The following is a 14,952-nucleotide window of genomic DNA, read 5'->3' as shown; positions in this document are numbered from 1 at the left end:
CCCCGGGACCTCCCTCCCACCCGCGTCTCCTCCTCCCGGACGAGAGCCCCCCGCACCCGACGACGTACCACCGGGGGCGGCGATGGTGCGCCGGCGTGCCGGGTCAGGGCAGCACGCTCCGCATCCCGGCAGGCGACAAGTCCCCGCGACTCCCGTCCTGTCGGCCTCGGGCCCGCGCCCGGTCTCACGTCCCGCTCGCCGAGCGCCTCCGGGCTCTTCCTCGGCAGGCTGCACGCGCCGCACGCCACACGGTCTCGAACTCTTCGAGGGTGAGAGCGTGGGGCTCATGCCCCTCCCACTCCTGGACGGGCACACAGGCAGTGGCGCCGAAGACGCTTTCGTAGTCGTCCGGTGTCCCGGCCGCATGGGCGGCCTCCCACTCGGCCAGAGAGGCCGCGGCCACCGGCTCCGCCAGAGGACCCCGCAGTTCGACCTGACGGGTCACCCAACCGTCAGCGTCGACCTCGAAGTGGAACCAGGTGTCCTCCTCGTCCCAATAGCTTCGAAACCAATGCGTCATGCCGTCATTGTTCGGCATGCGGGGAGGCGGCTTCGCGCCCGGGTGCAAAGCCGCGGCCACCGCCCGCGCCATCGTTCCCGTTGACCACCTGCCGGTGATCACGCCACGGACGACCGTGTCCGCCCACCCGCGGCAACAAGGGCTCTATTCGCTCCCACGCCGCATCCGTCAGCTCACCTCGACCTGCCACCAGATCAATGATCAGACCGACTATAGAGTCCCGCCTGTGGCGAATCATCAAGACGAGACCAGGGCGGCCTACGACGGAGTCGTCGAGCTGTACGCGTCACTGTTCGCGGACCGGCTGGAGACACAACCGTTTGCCCGGGCCATGATCGGCACCTTCGCCGAACTGGTTCGCGCGACAGGCAACCTGCAGACAGCGGACGTCGGGTGCGGGCCCGGACATCTGACGGCCATGCTGCACGAACTGGGCCTGGACGCCTTCGGACTCGACCTCTCCCCTGGCATGGTCGATCACGCCCGGCGGGCCCATCCGTCACTGCGCTTCCAGGAGGCGCGGATGGAGTCCCTGCCGATCGAAGACGGCGCACTCGGCGGCATACTGGCCCACTACTCGATGATCCACACCCCTCCGGGAGAACTCCCGAAGCTGCTCGCCGAGCAGGGACGCGTCCTGGCTCCGGGTGGCCTGCTCCTGGTCTCCTTCTTCGGGACCGACGGACCGGAGCCGGTCCAGTTCGACCACAAGGTGACACCTGCCTACAGCTGGCCGGCGGACCGCCTCGCCGAACTGCTTGCCGATGCCGGGCTTGTTCCCTTCGCCCGGCTGCTCCACGATCCGGCCTCTGAACGGGGTTTCCTCGACTCCCACCTGCTGGCCCGCCGTTCGTAGGTTCTGCCCGGCAATGCCCGCCGGGTGGTCACTCCGGGCTGCCGGCCAGGCGGGCGCTCGCTGATCCGACGGAGATTGTCAGACAGGCCCTAGCGTCCCGGCCCGGCGGCGCCGTCCGAAGCCGCGGGGCCGGCGGCGGGTCTGGCCCCGCCGCCCGCCCCGCCGACGGCGTTGCGCCCGGTCCGGGGCCTGCGGGGCGTCTACTCTCCGCGTGTGGGACAGCCCGAACAGCGCGCCGAAGGCGCGGGACCGTTCACCACCCGCCTCACCTGGCGCCCGCCGAGCGGCGGTACGGCCGTCTGGGAATCGCGGCCCGCCCGGCGCCGGGGCCTGATCGCCCTCACCCCGCCCGGCTCGGCCGCCGCCCGGTACGCCAGCGCCGACGACGCCGCCCTGACCCGGCTGCGCCGGCTCAACGCAGTCGCCGCCACCGCCTTCGTCATCGGCGGGGCGCTCTTCGCGGCCGGCGCCGCCGTCGCCCAGTTCGGCTCCGGGGACGCCCTCACCTGCGCGTCGGTCTACTTCACCGGCGGCCTGTTCTTCAACACCGGCGGCTACGTGTCCCTGCTCCAGGCCGTCAACGGCCCGCGCCACGTGCCCGGCGGCGAAGGCGCCCTGGTCACCCCCGCGTGGCGGTGGTGGAGCTACGAGCCGACGCGGGCCGACTGGCTCGGCGCCTTCGTCCTGTTCGCCGGCACCCTCGTGTTCGCCGTCAACCTGCTCGACTCCTTCCTCCAGGGCCTGACCGTCCAGCAGGCCAACCGGCTGGTCTGGGCGCCGGACGTGATCGGCTGCGTCCTCTTCCTGATCTCCGGCCACCTCGGGTTCGCCGAGATCTGCCACGGCCGGCCCTGCATCCGACGCCGCGACCTCGGCTGGTGGATCGTCGCCGTGAACCAGCTGGGCTCCGTCCTCTTCATGGTCTCGGCGCTCGCCGCCTACACGCGTCCCGCCACCGGCAGCCTGGTCAGCGCCGACGTCGCCAACTGGGGCACCCTCGCCGGCGCCCTCTGCTTCTCCCTGGGCGGCGGCCTCCAGTACTACGAGCGCCCCTGACGCCGACCTCCCGTGCGGGGAAGGGAAATCCCCTTGCCCAATGGTCAAGAATCGTTGACCATTGCCTGCATGCCTACCGACGATCTTCCCGAGGCGCTTCACGTCACCACCGACGAGCAGTTGCGCGCCGTCTCCAACCTCACCCGTCACCGGATCATGGCCGTGCTCCGCTTCGAGCCCGCGACGATCACCCAGATCGCCGAGCGGGTCGGCCTGGCGAAGGGGAGCTCCAGCTACCACGTGCGCCTGCTGGAGCGGGCCGGCCTGGTGAAGGTCGTACGGACGCGGAAGGTCCGCGGTGTGACCGAGCGGTACTACGCGCCGGCCGCCCGCTCGATCGTGCTGCCCGACCCCGCCACCGGGCAGCCGGACGTGCTGATGCGGCATGTGGTGGCGGACCTGGAGGCGTCCCCCGTGGATGCCCGGCGCCACGTACGGCTGGCGCACCTGCGGCTCACCGAGGAGCAGTTCGCGGAGCTGGGGGAGCGGCTGGAGGCCCTCGCGGACGAGTACCGGGAACTGTCCGACCCGTCGCTGCCGGACGTATCCCTCGCTTTCGCACTCTTCCGGCCGGCATCCGCCCGGCAGACGGACGGCGGAGAGGACTCCGAATGACCCGGCGAACCGACACGCTCCCGACCGGCTTCGGACGGCTCTGGACCGCGCAGACCGTCTCCTCCCTCGGAGACGGAGTCATGCACGGCGCCCTGCCGCTGCTCGCCCTGACCCTCACCCGCGACCCGATGGCGCTCGCCGCCGTCACCGCCGCGGCGACCCTGCCGTGGCTGCTCTTCGGCGTGCTCGGCGGGGCGCTGGTGGACCGCTGGGACCGCCGGCGCACCATGTGGGTCACGGACCTGGCACGCGCCGCACTGCTCGCGATACCCGTGGCGGCCGCCGCGCTCGACGCCCTCAGCATTCCGCTGCTCGCGGCCGTCGCCTTCCTCCTCGGCCTCGGCGGACTCCTCTTCGACACCGCCGCAACGGCCTACCTGCCGGACCTCCTTCGCCGCGACCCCGCACTGCTGGAGCGCGCCAACTCCCGCCTGCGGGGCGCCCAGACCGCCATGTCCGGCTTCGCGGGACCGCCCGCGGGCAGCGCGCTGCTCGCCCTCGGGCGGGCGTTCCCCCTGCTCGCCGACGCCGTGTCGTTCCTGCTCTCCGCCCTGCTCGTACGCACGCTCCCCGCCGTGCCCCGGCCCGTTCCGGAGGCCCGCGAGTCGCTGCTCCGGCAGGCGCGCGCCGGAGCCTCGTACGTCTTCCGCGACCGGCTGCTGCTCGGGCTCGCACTCCGCCCCGCGGTCGGCAACATCGCCTTCCTCGCCGTGGAGACCGTCCTCGCCCTCTTCGCGCACGACCGCCTGGGCATCGGCACGTTCGGCTTCGGCCTGCTCCTCACGGCGGAGGCGGCCGGCGGCCTCCTCGGCGCGGGCATCGCCTCCCCCCTCAGCCGGAAACTCGGCACCGGCACCGCCCTGACCTGCACGGCCGCCGTCGAAGGCCTTGCCGTCCTGGCCCTCGCCTCCGCCCCGAACCCGTACGCGGCCGGCCTGGCCCTCGCCGCCTGCGGGGCCGGCATGGGCGCCACGATGGTGCTCGCGCCCTCCCTCCGGCAGTCGATCGTCCCGGCCCACCTCATGGGACGCGTCGCCTCCACCTCCCGCATGCTTGCCATGTGCGCGGCCCCTCTCGGGGCCTTCCTCGGCGGTTGGCTGGCCGCCACCCACGGCGTCCGCACCCCCCTCTACGCCGCCGGCGCCGTCCTCCTGGCGATGACGGCCGTCACCGCGTCCATGACGGGCAACCGCCGAGTCGAAGCGGCCCTGCGCGCCCCCGCGTCCGGGACCGGCCCGCTCCCCTCCACACCCTCGCGGTAGCGGGCGGTCATCAGAGACAGGGTGTCGATCACGCGCCGGCGTACGGCCGGAGGGGCCAGGACCTCCGCGGCGGCACCGATCTGCAAGGCCCGCTCCACCGCGTCGTCCAGGGACTCGGTGGGAACGGTGATCCGGACCCACCCCTGCCCGTCCGGGGGCGAGATGACACGCACGGGGAACCCGGGGCCCATGAGGTCGGTCAGGCGTTCGCGGCCCTCCGGCGAGATCCGCAGGGTCATGTCGCTCCGGCGCAGACCCTGCTGGTAGCGGGCCGTCGCCCGCGCCCAGTAGGCGGCCAGGTCGAAGTCCTCCGGCCAGTCGAAGGTGCCCGGTGCGAGCGTGGCCCGCTGGATGCGCCCGACGCGGTAGGTCCGGGGCCCGCCGCCGGCGTCGCCCTCGTCCTCGCCCGCGACGCCGTCGTCGCCGCCGTCGGGCCGGGCCACGAGGTACCACGTCCCCGCTTTGCAGACCAGACCGAGCGGCTGCAGCGTGCGTTCCACCTCGCGCGGAGGAGCCGGTGCCCACCGCCGGTACCGGATGGTGACGGGCGTGCACTGCCATACGGCCGCGGCGATGACCCTGAGGTGCGAGGCCGGTTCCGGCTCGCGGAACCAGGCGACGGCGTCGAGGTGGAACCGCTGCCGGATCCGCCCGGCGCGGTCCGCGGCCTCCTCGGGCAGGGCCGCGAGCAGCTTGAGCTCCGTGGCCGCCAGGGCGGCGCCGAGTCCCAGCTCGGCGGCCTGCCCCGGCAGGCCGATCAGGGTGAGGACGTCGGCTTCGTGGCCCGTCAGCCCCGTGAGCCTGGTCTGCCATCCGTCGAGGAGTGCGTAGCCGCCGCGCGGCCCGTCCGCCACGTACACGGGGATGCCGGCGGCCGAGAGGGCGTCGATGTCCCGGTAGACCGTCCGGGGCGAGACCCTCAGCTCCCGGGAGAGAGCGGGGGCGTTGATCGGTCCGCTGGTCTGAAGGAGCAGGAGGAGGTGCAGGAGACGGGTCGCACGCATCCGGCAAAAGTACTCCCGGAGCCATGACAGGAACTGTCAGGGGTCGTGCTCCACGATCGACCTGTCGGGCCGGCAACGGGCCGCCCCGACCGGAAGGGAGATTGCCGTGAAGAAGACCGCGATCCGCAGGAACGGCCTCATCGCTCAGGCGTCCGCCGGGAAGGTCCACTGGTGCGCCTGCTGCTTCGAGCAGTGAGACGACCCGGGCGGCACTGACCGCCCAGGACGAGGGGACGGACGGCGCGGGCCGCTGTCCGTCCCCTCGCACGTTTTCCGTGGACGACTGTCGACCCTCAGGACGAGCATGGAACCGCGTCATATCTGGATCAAGGCCGGGCGTGCGGCACAGCGGCGAGCCGCCGCCGCATCGAGCGCGACGAACGTGCTCGGATTCCACGACTGCCACCGCAACATCCGGGGACCGTACGGAGGGTGCGCGGACTTCCTCCGCAGCATCGCCCCCGCCGTACGCGAACGGAATCCGCGGCTGTTCTCCCGCCACGAGACCGCACTGCTCGCAGCGGCCCCCGAACTCCGGGAGATCACCGCTCCCCGGCGGGAGACCCTGCTCGACACGGCCTCGGCGGACGAGCGGATCCGCTTCCACCCGCGCGGACGGACGCTGCGCATCGCGCACGGCATAGCCGACTTCCTCGAAGCGCTCACGGCAGGCCGCGACGGCCCGGCCGCCGCAGTGTTCTTCGACAACGCCGACCACGCCGATCAGACGACCGTCGAGCTGCTGGGCGTCCTGTTGCGCCGAACCGACCCTTCGCGGCTGCAGCTCCTCATCGGCTCCGCCGGGGACCTCGACTGGGCCGAGGGCTGCTCCGCGATCCGCCTGGCGGAGGAGCCCGACACGGAAGACGGGTCCTGCGCGGACGAGGTGCTGGCCCGGCGGTACATCGACGCCGACTGCGTGGACGGCGGCCCCCTGGCCCTGGCGGCCTACGAGCGGGCGGATCCGGCGCTGCGGGCCCGCCGGCACGGCGAGCGCGCCGCCCGACTCGCGGCCGACGGCCCGCAGGGCGCCCGGACCGGTGCGCTCCCCTTCCACCTGGAGCGGGGCACCGAGCCGCAGACCGCCGGTGTGGCAGCCCTGGAGGAAGCCGCGCGGCACTGCCTCCTCTCCGGCTTCTACCACAGCGCCGTCGAGTTCGCCGAGCGCGGCCTCGGCCTGGTGGACCCCCGCACCGACCACCGCAGCTGGTGGAACCTCCTCACCGGACTGGCCGGCGCACTGGCCGCTCTCGACCGGCCGGAGGAAGCACTGGCCCGCTACCACGAAGCGCGCGCCGTCACGGTCAGCCCCAGGGCCCACATGGCGGCGGCCGGCTCCATCGCCGTCCTGCTCGCCCGCCACCTCCCCCCTCCGCGACGCGACCTGACCGCCGCCCGCGCCTGGGCCAACCAGGCCGTGGCCATCGCCGACCTGCTGCCGGAGGCCGGTGAGCGTGCCGCGGCGAGCGTGTTCCACCGGCAGGCCCTCGCCCTGCTCGACGCCCGCACCGGTGATCTCGCCGGCGCACTGCGCACCATCGAGGACGGGCTCGCCGACCTCCAGCGCCACTTCGGGCCGGAAGGCCGCCCACTCGACCGGGCGCGCCTGCTGCACAACCGCAGCCGGATCCATCTGGAAACGGCCCGCCCCGACCTGGCGATCGCCGACCTGAACCGGGTGATCGAGCTCGACCCCCACCACGCGGACCACTACTTCGACAGGGCCCGGATCCACCGGGAACTCGGAGACCCGCGGGCCGCCGTCGCCGACTACGGCACGGCGATCGAGCTCGGGCCGCCGTTCCCCGAGGAGTTCTACAACCGCGCCGACACTTGGTCGGTGCTCGGGGAACCCTCCCGGGCCCTCGCCGACCTCGACCGCACCCTGGTCCTGGACCCCGACCACGTGGAGGCGCTGATCAGCCGGTCAGCGCTGCGGTTCTCGCTCGGCGACCTGCCCGGAGCGGAGGAGGACGCCAGGCGCGGACTCGCGCTGTCACCCGGAGAACCGCGCCTGCTCTGCTCGCTCGCGCTGGTCCTCGGCGAGCGAGGAGAGCAGGAACGGGCGGACGGCCTCCTGACGGCCGCCCTCGCCCGAGCGGCGGACATGGCCGAACTCTGGGCCAACCGGGCGGCGGTGCGCTTCGACCGCGGCGACGCCGAGGCCGCGGTCCGCGACCTGGACGAGGCCATCAGGCTCGACGACACCCCGCTCTTCCGCTTCAACCGGGCACTCGGCCATCTCGCGCTCCAGCGCCACGACGCCGCGGAGCACGAACTGCGGAACCTGCTGACGAGAGAAGACGAAATGGACCCCGACCTCGGCGCGGCCGTACGCGCACAGCTGACGCGATGCCAGACCGGCACGGGGGTACGGCCGTGACCGTCCGCGGGGTCCTCGGCCGGCACGACTTCAGGCAGCTGTGGATCGGCGACGGGATCAGCCGGCTCGGGTCCACCGTGAGCATGCTCGCCCTGCCCCTCGTCGCGCTGAACGCGCTGGAGGCGGGCGCGGGAGAGGTCGGCCTGCTGACGGTGTTCGAATCCCTCGCGTACCTGCTCGTCGGCCTCCCCGCCGGTGCGTGGGTCGACAGACTGCCGCGCCGCGCGGTACTGCTGGCCGCGGACCTGGGACGTGCGGCGCTCCTGGGCTCCGTTCCGGCGGCATGGATGCTGGACGTGCTGACGCTGGCCCAGCTCTACGGGGTGGCACTGGGCGTGGGAATCCTGTCGATCTTCCACGGGGCGGCCTACCAGAGCTACGTGCCGACGCTGGTGGGCAAGGAGCAGCTGGTCGAGGCCAACGCCCGGCTCGAAGCGAGCAACGCCGTCGCCAACTGGGCCGGTCCCGGAGCAGGCGGGCTGCTCGTCCAGTGGCTCTCCGCACCGTTCGCGGTCGTGCTCGACGCGCTGAGCTTCGTCGCCTCCGCCGCGTTCATCGGCCGGATCCGCGCCCGGGAGGCCCGTACGCCCGTCTCGACCGACCGCAGGCTCGGCCGCGAGATCCGCGAAGGCCTCCGCTTCGTCGTCGGTCACCCCGTCCTGCGCGGCATCACCATGAGCACCGCCATCCTCAGCCTCTTCGGTTCCATGAGCGGCTCGATGGTGATCGTCCTGCTGTCCACCGACGTGGGACTGTCCGCCGGGTCCATCGGACTCGTGTTCGGCGCGGCAGGGGCAGCCGGACTGGCCGGCGCCGCACTGGCGCCCAAAGTGACGGCGCGGCTCGGCCAAGGACCGGCCCTGGTGACGGCGGTCGCCGTCAGCGCCCTCCTGGGCCTGGTGACGCCCACGGTCCGCGAGGGCTGGCTGGTCTGGTGCTTCGCGGTGTCCAACAGCCTGGGAATCGCCTGCGCGGTGGTCTACAGGATCATCCAGGTGAGCTTCCGGCAGCGCCTCTGTCCCCCGGAGCTGCGCGGCCGCGTGAACGGAACCGTCCGCTTCCTGGTGTGGGGGATGATGCCGATCGGCGGGGCCGTCGGAACCGGACTCGGCGCCGCCTGCTCGCCCCGGACGGCGCTGTGGGTGGCGGCCTGCGGAGCGCTCACGGCGGTACTGCCGCTCCTCCTCGCCGGACTGCCCCGGATGCGCGCGCTCCCGGACGACCGGAACGACCGGCCGGCCGCTGACGCCCCCGAGGCCGCTGCCGCCTGACGATCGGGCCCCGCCGACGCGACGCCCGGCCGGCTGCAACCCCGGGGGCCGCCGTTGTCAGCGGACGTCACCGCGGTGGGCCGGTCGGCGGCGCCGCGGGCGGTGGCGCCGGCGATCGGGGCGCCGTGCGCACCCTCCGTGACCTTGAGCGGGACGCCCCGCCCGTGGCCCGACCTCGTGCGCGCGGTCCGCGCCGCGGCGTGGGAGCCGCCGGTGGGGGCGCAGCCGCGGCCGGCGGCTGCGCCCCCGGCTGCCGCGGGGAAGCGTGGCAGCCGGGGCCGCGGCGACGGCTCGGGTGCGGACGCGCGTGGCGTCGTCTGCGCGGCCCCTCGGACATCCAGTCCTCGACCAGGTCCAGCCCGTAAAGCAGCAGGCCCATCAGCGGCAGCAACAGCACGGCCACGGATATCACCACACAGCTCCCTCCTCGCCGGCACGCCTCTCGCCTGCCCGCCGGGCCCGAGTGCACCGCCCACCGGATGTGTGCATTCCGTGATGACGCCGGCCCGCGGCACCGGCTCGCGCAGGAGCCGCACCGTCTCCGCGGAGCTGCTCGGCCGCCGGCCGGCCCACCCCGGCTGCCCGTCCGCGTGCGGCCCCGGGGTGGTGGACGGTGTCCGATGTGTGCCACGCTGCGTGGACAACCAGCCTGGTCTGGTGGGAGACCCCGCGCCGCCCTCACGGGTCATTCATGACCGGGACGTGGTACGGGTGGTCTCGCTCGGCTGCAGGCGGCCCCATGCCGCCGCTCGATGCCCCCGTCTGCGGGGGCGTGATGGGCTCGACCCCCGATTGAGGGGTGGACCGTGAACGACGTCACGGTAGTGACATGTCACAACCCCGGGCACACCCGCACCGTGATCACCGTCACCGGTGACATGGACGTCCAGACGTATCCCGAACTGGAGAAGGCCTCGCAGGCCGCAGCCGCGATCCCGCTGCCCGGCCGGACAGTGCAGATGGACCTGTCCGGTGTCTCCTTCATGGACTCGAGCGGCCTCAAGCTCCTGCTCCTGCTGCGCAGGCGCCTTGAGGCGGCAGGCGGACACCTCACCGTGACCGGCCTCCAGCACCAACCCGCGGCCCTCCTCCTGCTGACCGAAACCCACGCCCTCCTCACCGCCGGCGCTCCTCGCGAAACTCCGGGCCACGGCAGCGCACTCCCGGCTCCCGGCCGGGGACCGGGCGGCCGCTGACCTCCCCCGGCAGAGCCAGGTGCCGCGCGCCGGTCCCCCGGGCCCCTCGGGACGAGCGCGACCGGGTCCGGAGGGCGCGGCGCCGCCGCGGCCGCCCGTACCCGGCGAAGCGGCCGCCTTCGCCCGACGCCTCCGTCACGGAGGGCGTCGGGCGAAGGCCGGGGTTGCTTCGGCGCCCGCTCCCGCAGGACGTCTCAGCTGTTCCAGGTCTCGGTGTACGAGTCCGCCACCGTGACCTTCGCCCAGGAGTTGGTGACGCGGCAGTTCCGGGACTGGTGCGTGACGTACACCTGGTACTCCCGCTTCTTGATGCCGATCTTGTAGTTCACCCGCTTGCGGGCGGGCACCTCGATCATCACGGTCTTGCCCTTCGCGATGGAGACGCTGGCTTCGACGGACACGCCGAGCTTGGAGCTGATCTCCGCCGCGGCCAGATTGAGCGAGCCTCCGATCTCACCGCTGACGCTGCCCGTCAGGCTGGCGCTCACCTGCCCGGCGATGCTCTCGCGCGTCGTGGCGGCGCTGCGGCGGTTGTCGATGACGCCCGACGCGACCACCTTGTGCCACGTGGACGAGATCTCCGTGTACTTGCGCTTGTAGACGTTGTCACAGATCTCCGCTGCGGACGCGGGCGTCGCCGACAGGCCGATCAGCCCGCCGGCGAACACGACCGACGCGGTGGTGGATGCCATGACAGTGCGGACACGAGTGCCCATGCTTGTTCCCCCTTGATGTGAGGCTCCGACGTGGTCAGTGGCGGAGCGTTTTCAAAAACTAGCCAGGGGTTGGCCGCCCTTACAACTTTTTTGATCAGAATCTGAGCTTGCTGCATTTGTTGCCTGACATCGTTGGCGAAAGCGAATCAAAAGGTCGCTTTTGTGGCCGGTGTGCCTGATCGTGCGCCGCTTTCGCGTTCGGTCGGGCGGTCTGCGGGCGGCCTCGGCACCGCTACGGCGCGGCGTGGGCGGCGGCCGGGTGGCGCCGGGGCCCGGCGCGGCGGACACGAGCGTGCGAGTCGGACCGGAGCTGCATCGGGAAGCCGTCCGGAAAGCCGCCCAACACCGCAGGAAACCCGCCAGGGGAGTCGGCTGTGCGACATGGAACCCGCACCCTTCCCACGCTGTGCACAGTGAACCCGCCCCCGACGGTGATTCCCTGATACGTTCCGGAAGCCGGCCGGCTCGGGGCGTTCCGGGCGTGCGGTTCCGCAGGGCGGGGTGGGGCGCAGAAGCCATGCAGGCATGTATTTGCGGAAGAAATGAACCAGGGTGTCCAGGTGTCACCCGATGGGTTTTCCGGCCGAATGTTCCCGTTCCGGTGGGACGTAAAAGCCAAAGTGAACTCTTCCCGAGCTCACTGACTGCCGCGGATGTCGTCGATCCGCTTCTCCAGGTCCCGCGTCTGGGCGATCAGCCGCGCCTGCGCCTGCTTCTGCTCCTCGTCGCCCCGGGCCTTGAACGCCGGGCTGAAGTGCGGCCGGAGCTGCGTCCACCAGCCGTGGTCCAGCATCGCCCACGCCTGCGGGCACAGCGGGGCCCGGGTCTTGGGGAGGCGGCCGCTGTCGACCAGGGAACGCTGGTACTTCCGCGGGTCGCTGCCGTACAGGTAGCACAGGAAGTTGTAGGCCCGCTGCTGGGTGACGGGATGGTCGCTCGACATGCTCTCCAAGGTCGGCGTCCCCTCCTTGCGGGCGATCTCGTCGAAGAGGATCGCGGCGGCCAGCGACGGCCCCGGCCCGACCTCGTCGACGGTGTAGAAGGACGCGAAGCCGTCGGCCGCGTCCTCCTCGAGGCCGAGGTTGGCCAGCTGCAGCTGGCGCTGCAGTGCGTGGCCCATCTCGTGGCCGAAGATGAACTCGGTGGCCAGCGCGGTCAGATCGTCGGTGTTGTACTCCGACGCCGGGAACGGGTCGGGTCGCTCGACGGTCTTCACGATGTCGGCGAAGGCCTTGTCGATCTCGGCCAGGAACGGCGGCGGGACGTAGACCGTCCTGCCGTCGGGCTGGGTGACGGCGTCGGTGACACCGCGCGGGACGTCGGCGGTGACCTTCACGGCCATATCGTGCGGGAGGGTGAGGGTCCTGTTCACCCAGTCCGCCGTCCGCTCCAGCACCCCGGACTTCCGGATGAGGGCCACGACCTCCCGGTCCTGCGGTGCGACCGTACCGGTCTCGTAGACGACCGTGACCCGCCCGGAGCGGGCCGCCTGCGGGTGGGACCCCGCACCGGGCCCCTGCCCGCCGCCTGCCGGCCCGCCACCGCACCCGGCCGCGACCGCCCCGGCGAGGGCCAGCACGCCCGAGACCGCGACGACGCGGGCCTTCCGTGAGCAACCGGCGGTGTTCGGCATCCTGATCGGCTCCCGTCGTGGGCTTCTCCCGCACCGAGTCTGCGTCCGCCGCGAGGCCGCTGCCCGCCGGGCGGCCCGTTCGGGCGAGCGCCCCTCCCACCCGCCCGGAGTTCCGGCGGATCAGCGGCTGCCCTGCACCGCCGCCACAGCGCGCGCGAACGCGGCCGGCGCGTCGAACATGACGTTGTGGCCGGCGCCGGGGACGGTCACGACGTCCACTCCCGCGGCGCGCAGTCCGTCCGCGCCGGGCAGGTCGCCGCTCAGCTCGCCCTGCAGGTACGTGCGCGGCATGCGGGCCGCCTGCAGCATCTCTCGCATCACGGGGCGCGTCCCCCGCACCAGGTGGGTGGCGGAGCGGTGCAGGGCGAGCGGGTCGGTGAGGCGCATGGTCGCCGCCCAGGTCGGGCCGACGCGCTCCAGGACGCGGGCGAACCCGCCGCCCTGTACGAACTCCTCCTCCGTGTGCCCGGCGATGCCGCTGCTGCCTGCCGTGGGCATGGGGAACGGGTCGAGGTTGCCCTCGGTGACGACGAGCCGCCCCACCAGGTCGGGCCTGCGGTGGGCGAGGACGATGGCGACCGCGCCGCCCATGCTGTGCCCGGCGACCACCCCGCCGCGCACCCCGGCCGCGTCGAGTGCGGCGGCCAGGGCGTCCGCGTGGTCCTCCAGGCGGTAGCCGAAGCCGGCGGGCCGGTCGCTGATGCCGTGCCCGGGCAGGTCGACGAACAGCAGCCGCCGCCCCGCCAGTTCACCGCGGCCCGCGATGTGGGCGTGGTACACGGTCGAGGCCGCGCCCAGGCCGTGCACGAACACCACCGCGGGCCCCTCCCCGGCCGCCTCCGTCCACCGGATCACACTGCCCCGCTCATCGAACCGAGCCTCGCGCACCGCCCACCCCTCTCCCTGCCGCACCCTCGCGGCAGCCCTCCCGAAAGACCTGCGCCACCACCGTACTACGTCAACGTAGTACTACGCCATCGTGGTACTGCGGCGGCGTCGAAACCATGGGGCAAGATGACGCCATGCTGGAACTCTCCATCCTCGGTTTCCTGTACGAGACCCCGCTGCACGGCTACCAGCTGCGCAAACACATCACCGCCCTGACCGGCCACGTACGCCCGGTCGGCGAGTCCACGCTGTATCCCGCGATCAAGCGCCTGGAGAAGGCCGGCCTGCTCGTCCGGGAGGCACAGCCGGGCCAGGCCGCCGCCCCCCGGCAGGTCCTCACCCTCACCCCCGCCGGCCGGGACGAACTGCGGCGCCGGCTCGCCGAAGCCGGCGGCCCCGACATCACCGACGAGAACCGCTGGTTCACCCTCCTCGCCTTCCTGCGCCACCTCGGCGACCCGGCAGCCCAAGCAGCCGTCCTGCGCCGCCGCCTCGCCTTCCTGGAGGAGCCGGCCAGCTTCTTCTACGACGGCGAGCACCCTCTGCGCGCGGAGGACCTCGACGACCCCTTCCGCCGCGGCATCCTCACGATCGCCCGCGCCACGAGCCAGGCGGAACTCGCCTGGCTGCGCACCACCCTCAGCGCCCTCGAACGCGGATAGGCCGCCTCTTCCGGATCCCGGTCCCCCGGCTCCGCCGGGAGGTACCCCGGACCCGCGCCGGAAGCGATCCGCTCCACGGCCGAACCCGCGGCGGACGGGGCCCGGGCGGTGGGCGTGGCGTCAGGGTTTGTGCGGGCTGCCGGGGGACGATGGCGCAGTGCGACTTGACCACGTGTCCTATGCGGTGGCCCGCGACAGCTTCGTCTCGACCGTCCAGTGGATCGGATCGGCCCTCGGCGCCGGGTTCGTCGACGGAGGCGTGCACCCGCGGTTCGGCACCCGCAACTTCATCCTTCCGCTGAGCGGCGGCACCTACGTCGAGGTCGTCACCACGCTCGACCACCCCGCCGCCGACCGCGCACCCTTCGGCCGGGCGGTCGCGCGCCGCGCCGCCGAGGGCGGCGGCTGGCTCGGCTGGGTGGTCTCCGTCGACGACATCGCCCCGGTCGAGGCCCGCCTCGGCCGCACCTCGTCCGAGGGCCACCGCGTCCGCCCCGACGGGTTCGACCTGCGGTGGAAGCAGATCGGCCTGCTGGAACTGATGGAGGACCCGCAGCTGCCCTACTTCCTGCAGTGGCTGGTCCCCCTCGAGGAGCGTCCGAGCGCCGACCCGCGCACCTCCACCACCATTCACGGGGTCTCCATCGCCGGCGACGCCGCCTCCATCGCCGAATTCCTCGGCGAACCGGCCGACCATCCCCTCGACCACATCGACGTCACCTGGGTCGAGGACGAGGAACCGGGCCTCGTGTCGGTGGAGTTCGACACCGCCCACGGCCGGGTCACGATCTGACCGGAGCCCGACCGCGGCGCGGAGCCGGGGCGGACCGCAGCCCTCCCGGGCCCGACGACCCGGCATCGCGCCGGAGCGTGCTGCCGACGGGAACCGG

The 14,952-nt window shown here is 73.0% G+C and carries 13 protein-coding genes and 2 pseudogenes; 9 read left to right on the top strand and 6 right to left on the bottom strand.

What is annotated here, in order from left to right:
- Nucleotides 1-184 precede the first annotated feature (184 nt).
- Both EF903_RS04645 and EF903_RS36035 read right to left on the bottom strand, forming a co-directional pair.
- Complete coding sequence (locus EF903_RS04645; protein ID WP_125541296.1) at nucleotides 185-520, bottom strand: hypothetical protein; 336 nt, start codon at nucleotides 518-520, stop codon at nucleotides 185-187.
- A gap of 76 nt (nucleotides 521-596) precedes the next feature.
- A pseudogene (locus EF903_RS36035) lies at nucleotides 597-710 on the bottom strand (transposase); the annotation flags it as partial.
- A 36-nt stretch (nucleotides 711-746) separates the two neighbouring features.
- On the opposite strand from EF903_RS36035, the gene EF903_RS04635 reads away from it, so the two are divergent.
- From EF903_RS04635 to EF903_RS04620, 4 genes are all read left to right on the top strand, one after another.
- Nucleotides 747-1,376, top strand: coding sequence for a class I SAM-dependent methyltransferase (locus tag EF903_RS04635; protein ID WP_125541295.1), 630 nt, complete (start codon nucleotides 747-749; stop codon nucleotides 1,374-1,376).
- Between the two features lie 213 nt (nucleotides 1,377-1,589).
- The gene (locus EF903_RS04630) at nucleotides 1,590-2,432 is read left to right on the top strand and encodes a hypothetical protein (RefSeq protein WP_125541294.1); all 843 of its coding nucleotides are present in this window, start codon (nucleotides 1,590-1,592) and stop codon (nucleotides 2,430-2,432) included.
- A gap of 69 nt (nucleotides 2,433-2,501) precedes the next feature.
- The gene (locus tag EF903_RS04625; protein WP_125541293.1) at nucleotides 2,502-3,047 is read left to right on the top strand and encodes a transcriptional regulator; all 546 of its coding nucleotides are present in this window, start codon (nucleotides 2,502-2,504) and stop codon (nucleotides 3,045-3,047) included.
- Nucleotides 3,044-4,309, top strand: a complete 1,266-nt coding sequence (locus tag EF903_RS04620; RefSeq protein ID WP_125541292.1) for an MFS transporter — start codon at nucleotides 3,044-3,046, stop codon at nucleotides 4,307-4,309. Before EF903_RS04625 ends, EF903_RS04620 begins: the two co-directional genes overlap by 4 nt.
- A 71-nt stretch (nucleotides 4,310-4,380) precedes the next feature.
- Here the strand turns inward: EF903_RS04620 and EF903_RS34995 are convergent.
- Nucleotides 4,381-5,313: pseudogene (locus EF903_RS34995) on the bottom strand (helix-turn-helix transcriptional regulator); the annotation flags it as partial.
- A gap of 304 nt (nucleotides 5,314-5,617) precedes the next feature.
- Here EF903_RS34995 and EF903_RS04610 point away from each other — a divergent pair.
- The 3 genes from EF903_RS04610 to EF903_RS04600 all read left to right on the top strand — a co-directional run bounded on the left by EF903_RS04610 (nucleotide 5,618) and on the right by EF903_RS04600 (nucleotide 10,163).
- On the top strand, nucleotides 5,618-7,696 hold the full coding sequence (locus EF903_RS04610; protein ID WP_125541290.1) for a tetratricopeptide repeat protein: 2,079 nt from the start codon (nucleotides 5,618-5,620) through the stop codon (nucleotides 7,694-7,696).
- Nucleotides 7,693-8,967 (top strand): MFS transporter, encoded by a 1,275-nt coding sequence (locus EF903_RS04605; RefSeq protein ID WP_185902514.1) that lies wholly within the window; start codon nucleotides 7,693-7,695, stop codon nucleotides 8,965-8,967. Before EF903_RS04610 ends, EF903_RS04605 begins: the two co-directional genes overlap by 4 nt.
- Nucleotides 8,968-9,773: 806 nt before the next feature.
- Nucleotides 9,774-10,163: an STAS domain-containing protein gene (locus tag EF903_RS04600; RefSeq protein WP_221888710.1), complete on the top strand. Its 390-nt coding sequence runs from the start codon at nucleotides 9,774-9,776 to the stop codon at nucleotides 10,161-10,163.
- Between the two features lie 194 nt (nucleotides 10,164-10,357).
- Here EF903_RS04600 and EF903_RS04595 read toward each other — a convergent pair whose 3' ends face one another.
- From EF903_RS04595 to EF903_RS04585, 3 genes are all read right to left on the bottom strand, one after another.
- On the bottom strand, nucleotides 10,358-10,879 hold the full coding sequence (locus EF903_RS04595; protein WP_125541288.1) for a hypothetical protein: 522 nt from the start codon (nucleotides 10,877-10,879) through the stop codon (nucleotides 10,358-10,360).
- A 637-nt stretch (nucleotides 10,880-11,516) separates the two neighbouring features.
- Nucleotides 11,517-12,512, bottom strand: coding sequence for a DUF4344 domain-containing metallopeptidase (locus EF903_RS04590; RefSeq protein WP_125541287.1), 996 nt, complete (start codon nucleotides 12,510-12,512; stop codon nucleotides 11,517-11,519).
- Between the two features lie 120 nt (nucleotides 12,513-12,632).
- Nucleotides 12,633-13,400 (bottom strand): alpha/beta fold hydrolase, encoded by a 768-nt coding sequence (locus EF903_RS04585; protein WP_125541286.1) that lies wholly within the window; start codon nucleotides 13,398-13,400, stop codon nucleotides 12,633-12,635.
- A gap of 134 nt (nucleotides 13,401-13,534) precedes the next feature.
- Between EF903_RS04585 and EF903_RS04580 the strand changes: the two genes are divergently transcribed.
- Together EF903_RS04580 and EF903_RS04575 are read left to right on the top strand one after the other, a co-directional pair.
- Nucleotides 13,535-14,062 carry a PadR family transcriptional regulator gene (locus EF903_RS04580; RefSeq protein WP_125541285.1) on the top strand — a complete coding sequence of 176 codons (528 nt, stop codon included), beginning with the start codon at nucleotides 13,535-13,537 and terminating at the stop codon, nucleotides 14,060-14,062.
- A 157-nt stretch (nucleotides 14,063-14,219) separates the two neighbouring features.
- Complete coding sequence (locus EF903_RS04575) at nucleotides 14,220-14,855, top strand: VOC family protein (protein WP_125541284.1); 636 nt, start codon at nucleotides 14,220-14,222, stop codon at nucleotides 14,853-14,855.
- Nucleotides 14,856-14,952: the final 97 nt, after the last annotated feature.

This window comes from Streptomyces sp. WAC05292 (genome assembly GCF_003949955.1).
Classification (GTDB): domain Bacteria; phylum Actinomycetota; class Actinomycetes; order Streptomycetales; family Streptomycetaceae; genus Streptomyces; species Streptomyces globosus.
The sequence above is the reverse complement of the archived record's forward strand: the minus strand, read 5'-3'. Positions and strand labels throughout refer to the sequence as shown.

Bases quoted from the DNA above. Each gene is read 5' to 3' on its own strand.
- EF903_RS04590 (WP_125541287.1), bottom strand. From the start codon at position 12,512: ATGCCGAACACCGCCGGTTGCTCACGGAAGGCCCGCGTCGTCGCGGTC.
- EF903_RS04610 (WP_125541290.1), top strand. From the start codon at position 5,618: ATGGAACCGCGTCATATCTGGATCAAGGCCGGGCGTGCGGCACAGCGG.
- EF903_RS04595 (WP_125541288.1), bottom strand. From the start codon at position 10,879: ATGGGCACTCGTGTCCGCACTGTCATGGCATCCACCACCGCGTCGGTC.
- EF903_RS04625 (WP_125541293.1), top strand. From the start codon at position 2,502: ATGCCTACCGACGATCTTCCCGAGGCGCTTCACGTCACCACCGACGAG.
- EF903_RS04645 (WP_125541296.1), bottom strand. From the start codon at position 520: ATGACGCATTGGTTTCGAAGCTATTGGGACGAGGAGGACACCTGGTTC.
- EF903_RS04620 (WP_125541292.1), top strand. From the start codon at position 3,044: ATGACCCGGCGAACCGACACGCTCCCGACCGGCTTCGGACGGCTCTGG.
- EF903_RS04580 (WP_125541285.1), top strand. From the start codon at position 13,535: ATGCTGGAACTCTCCATCCTCGGTTTCCTGTACGAGACCCCGCTGCAC.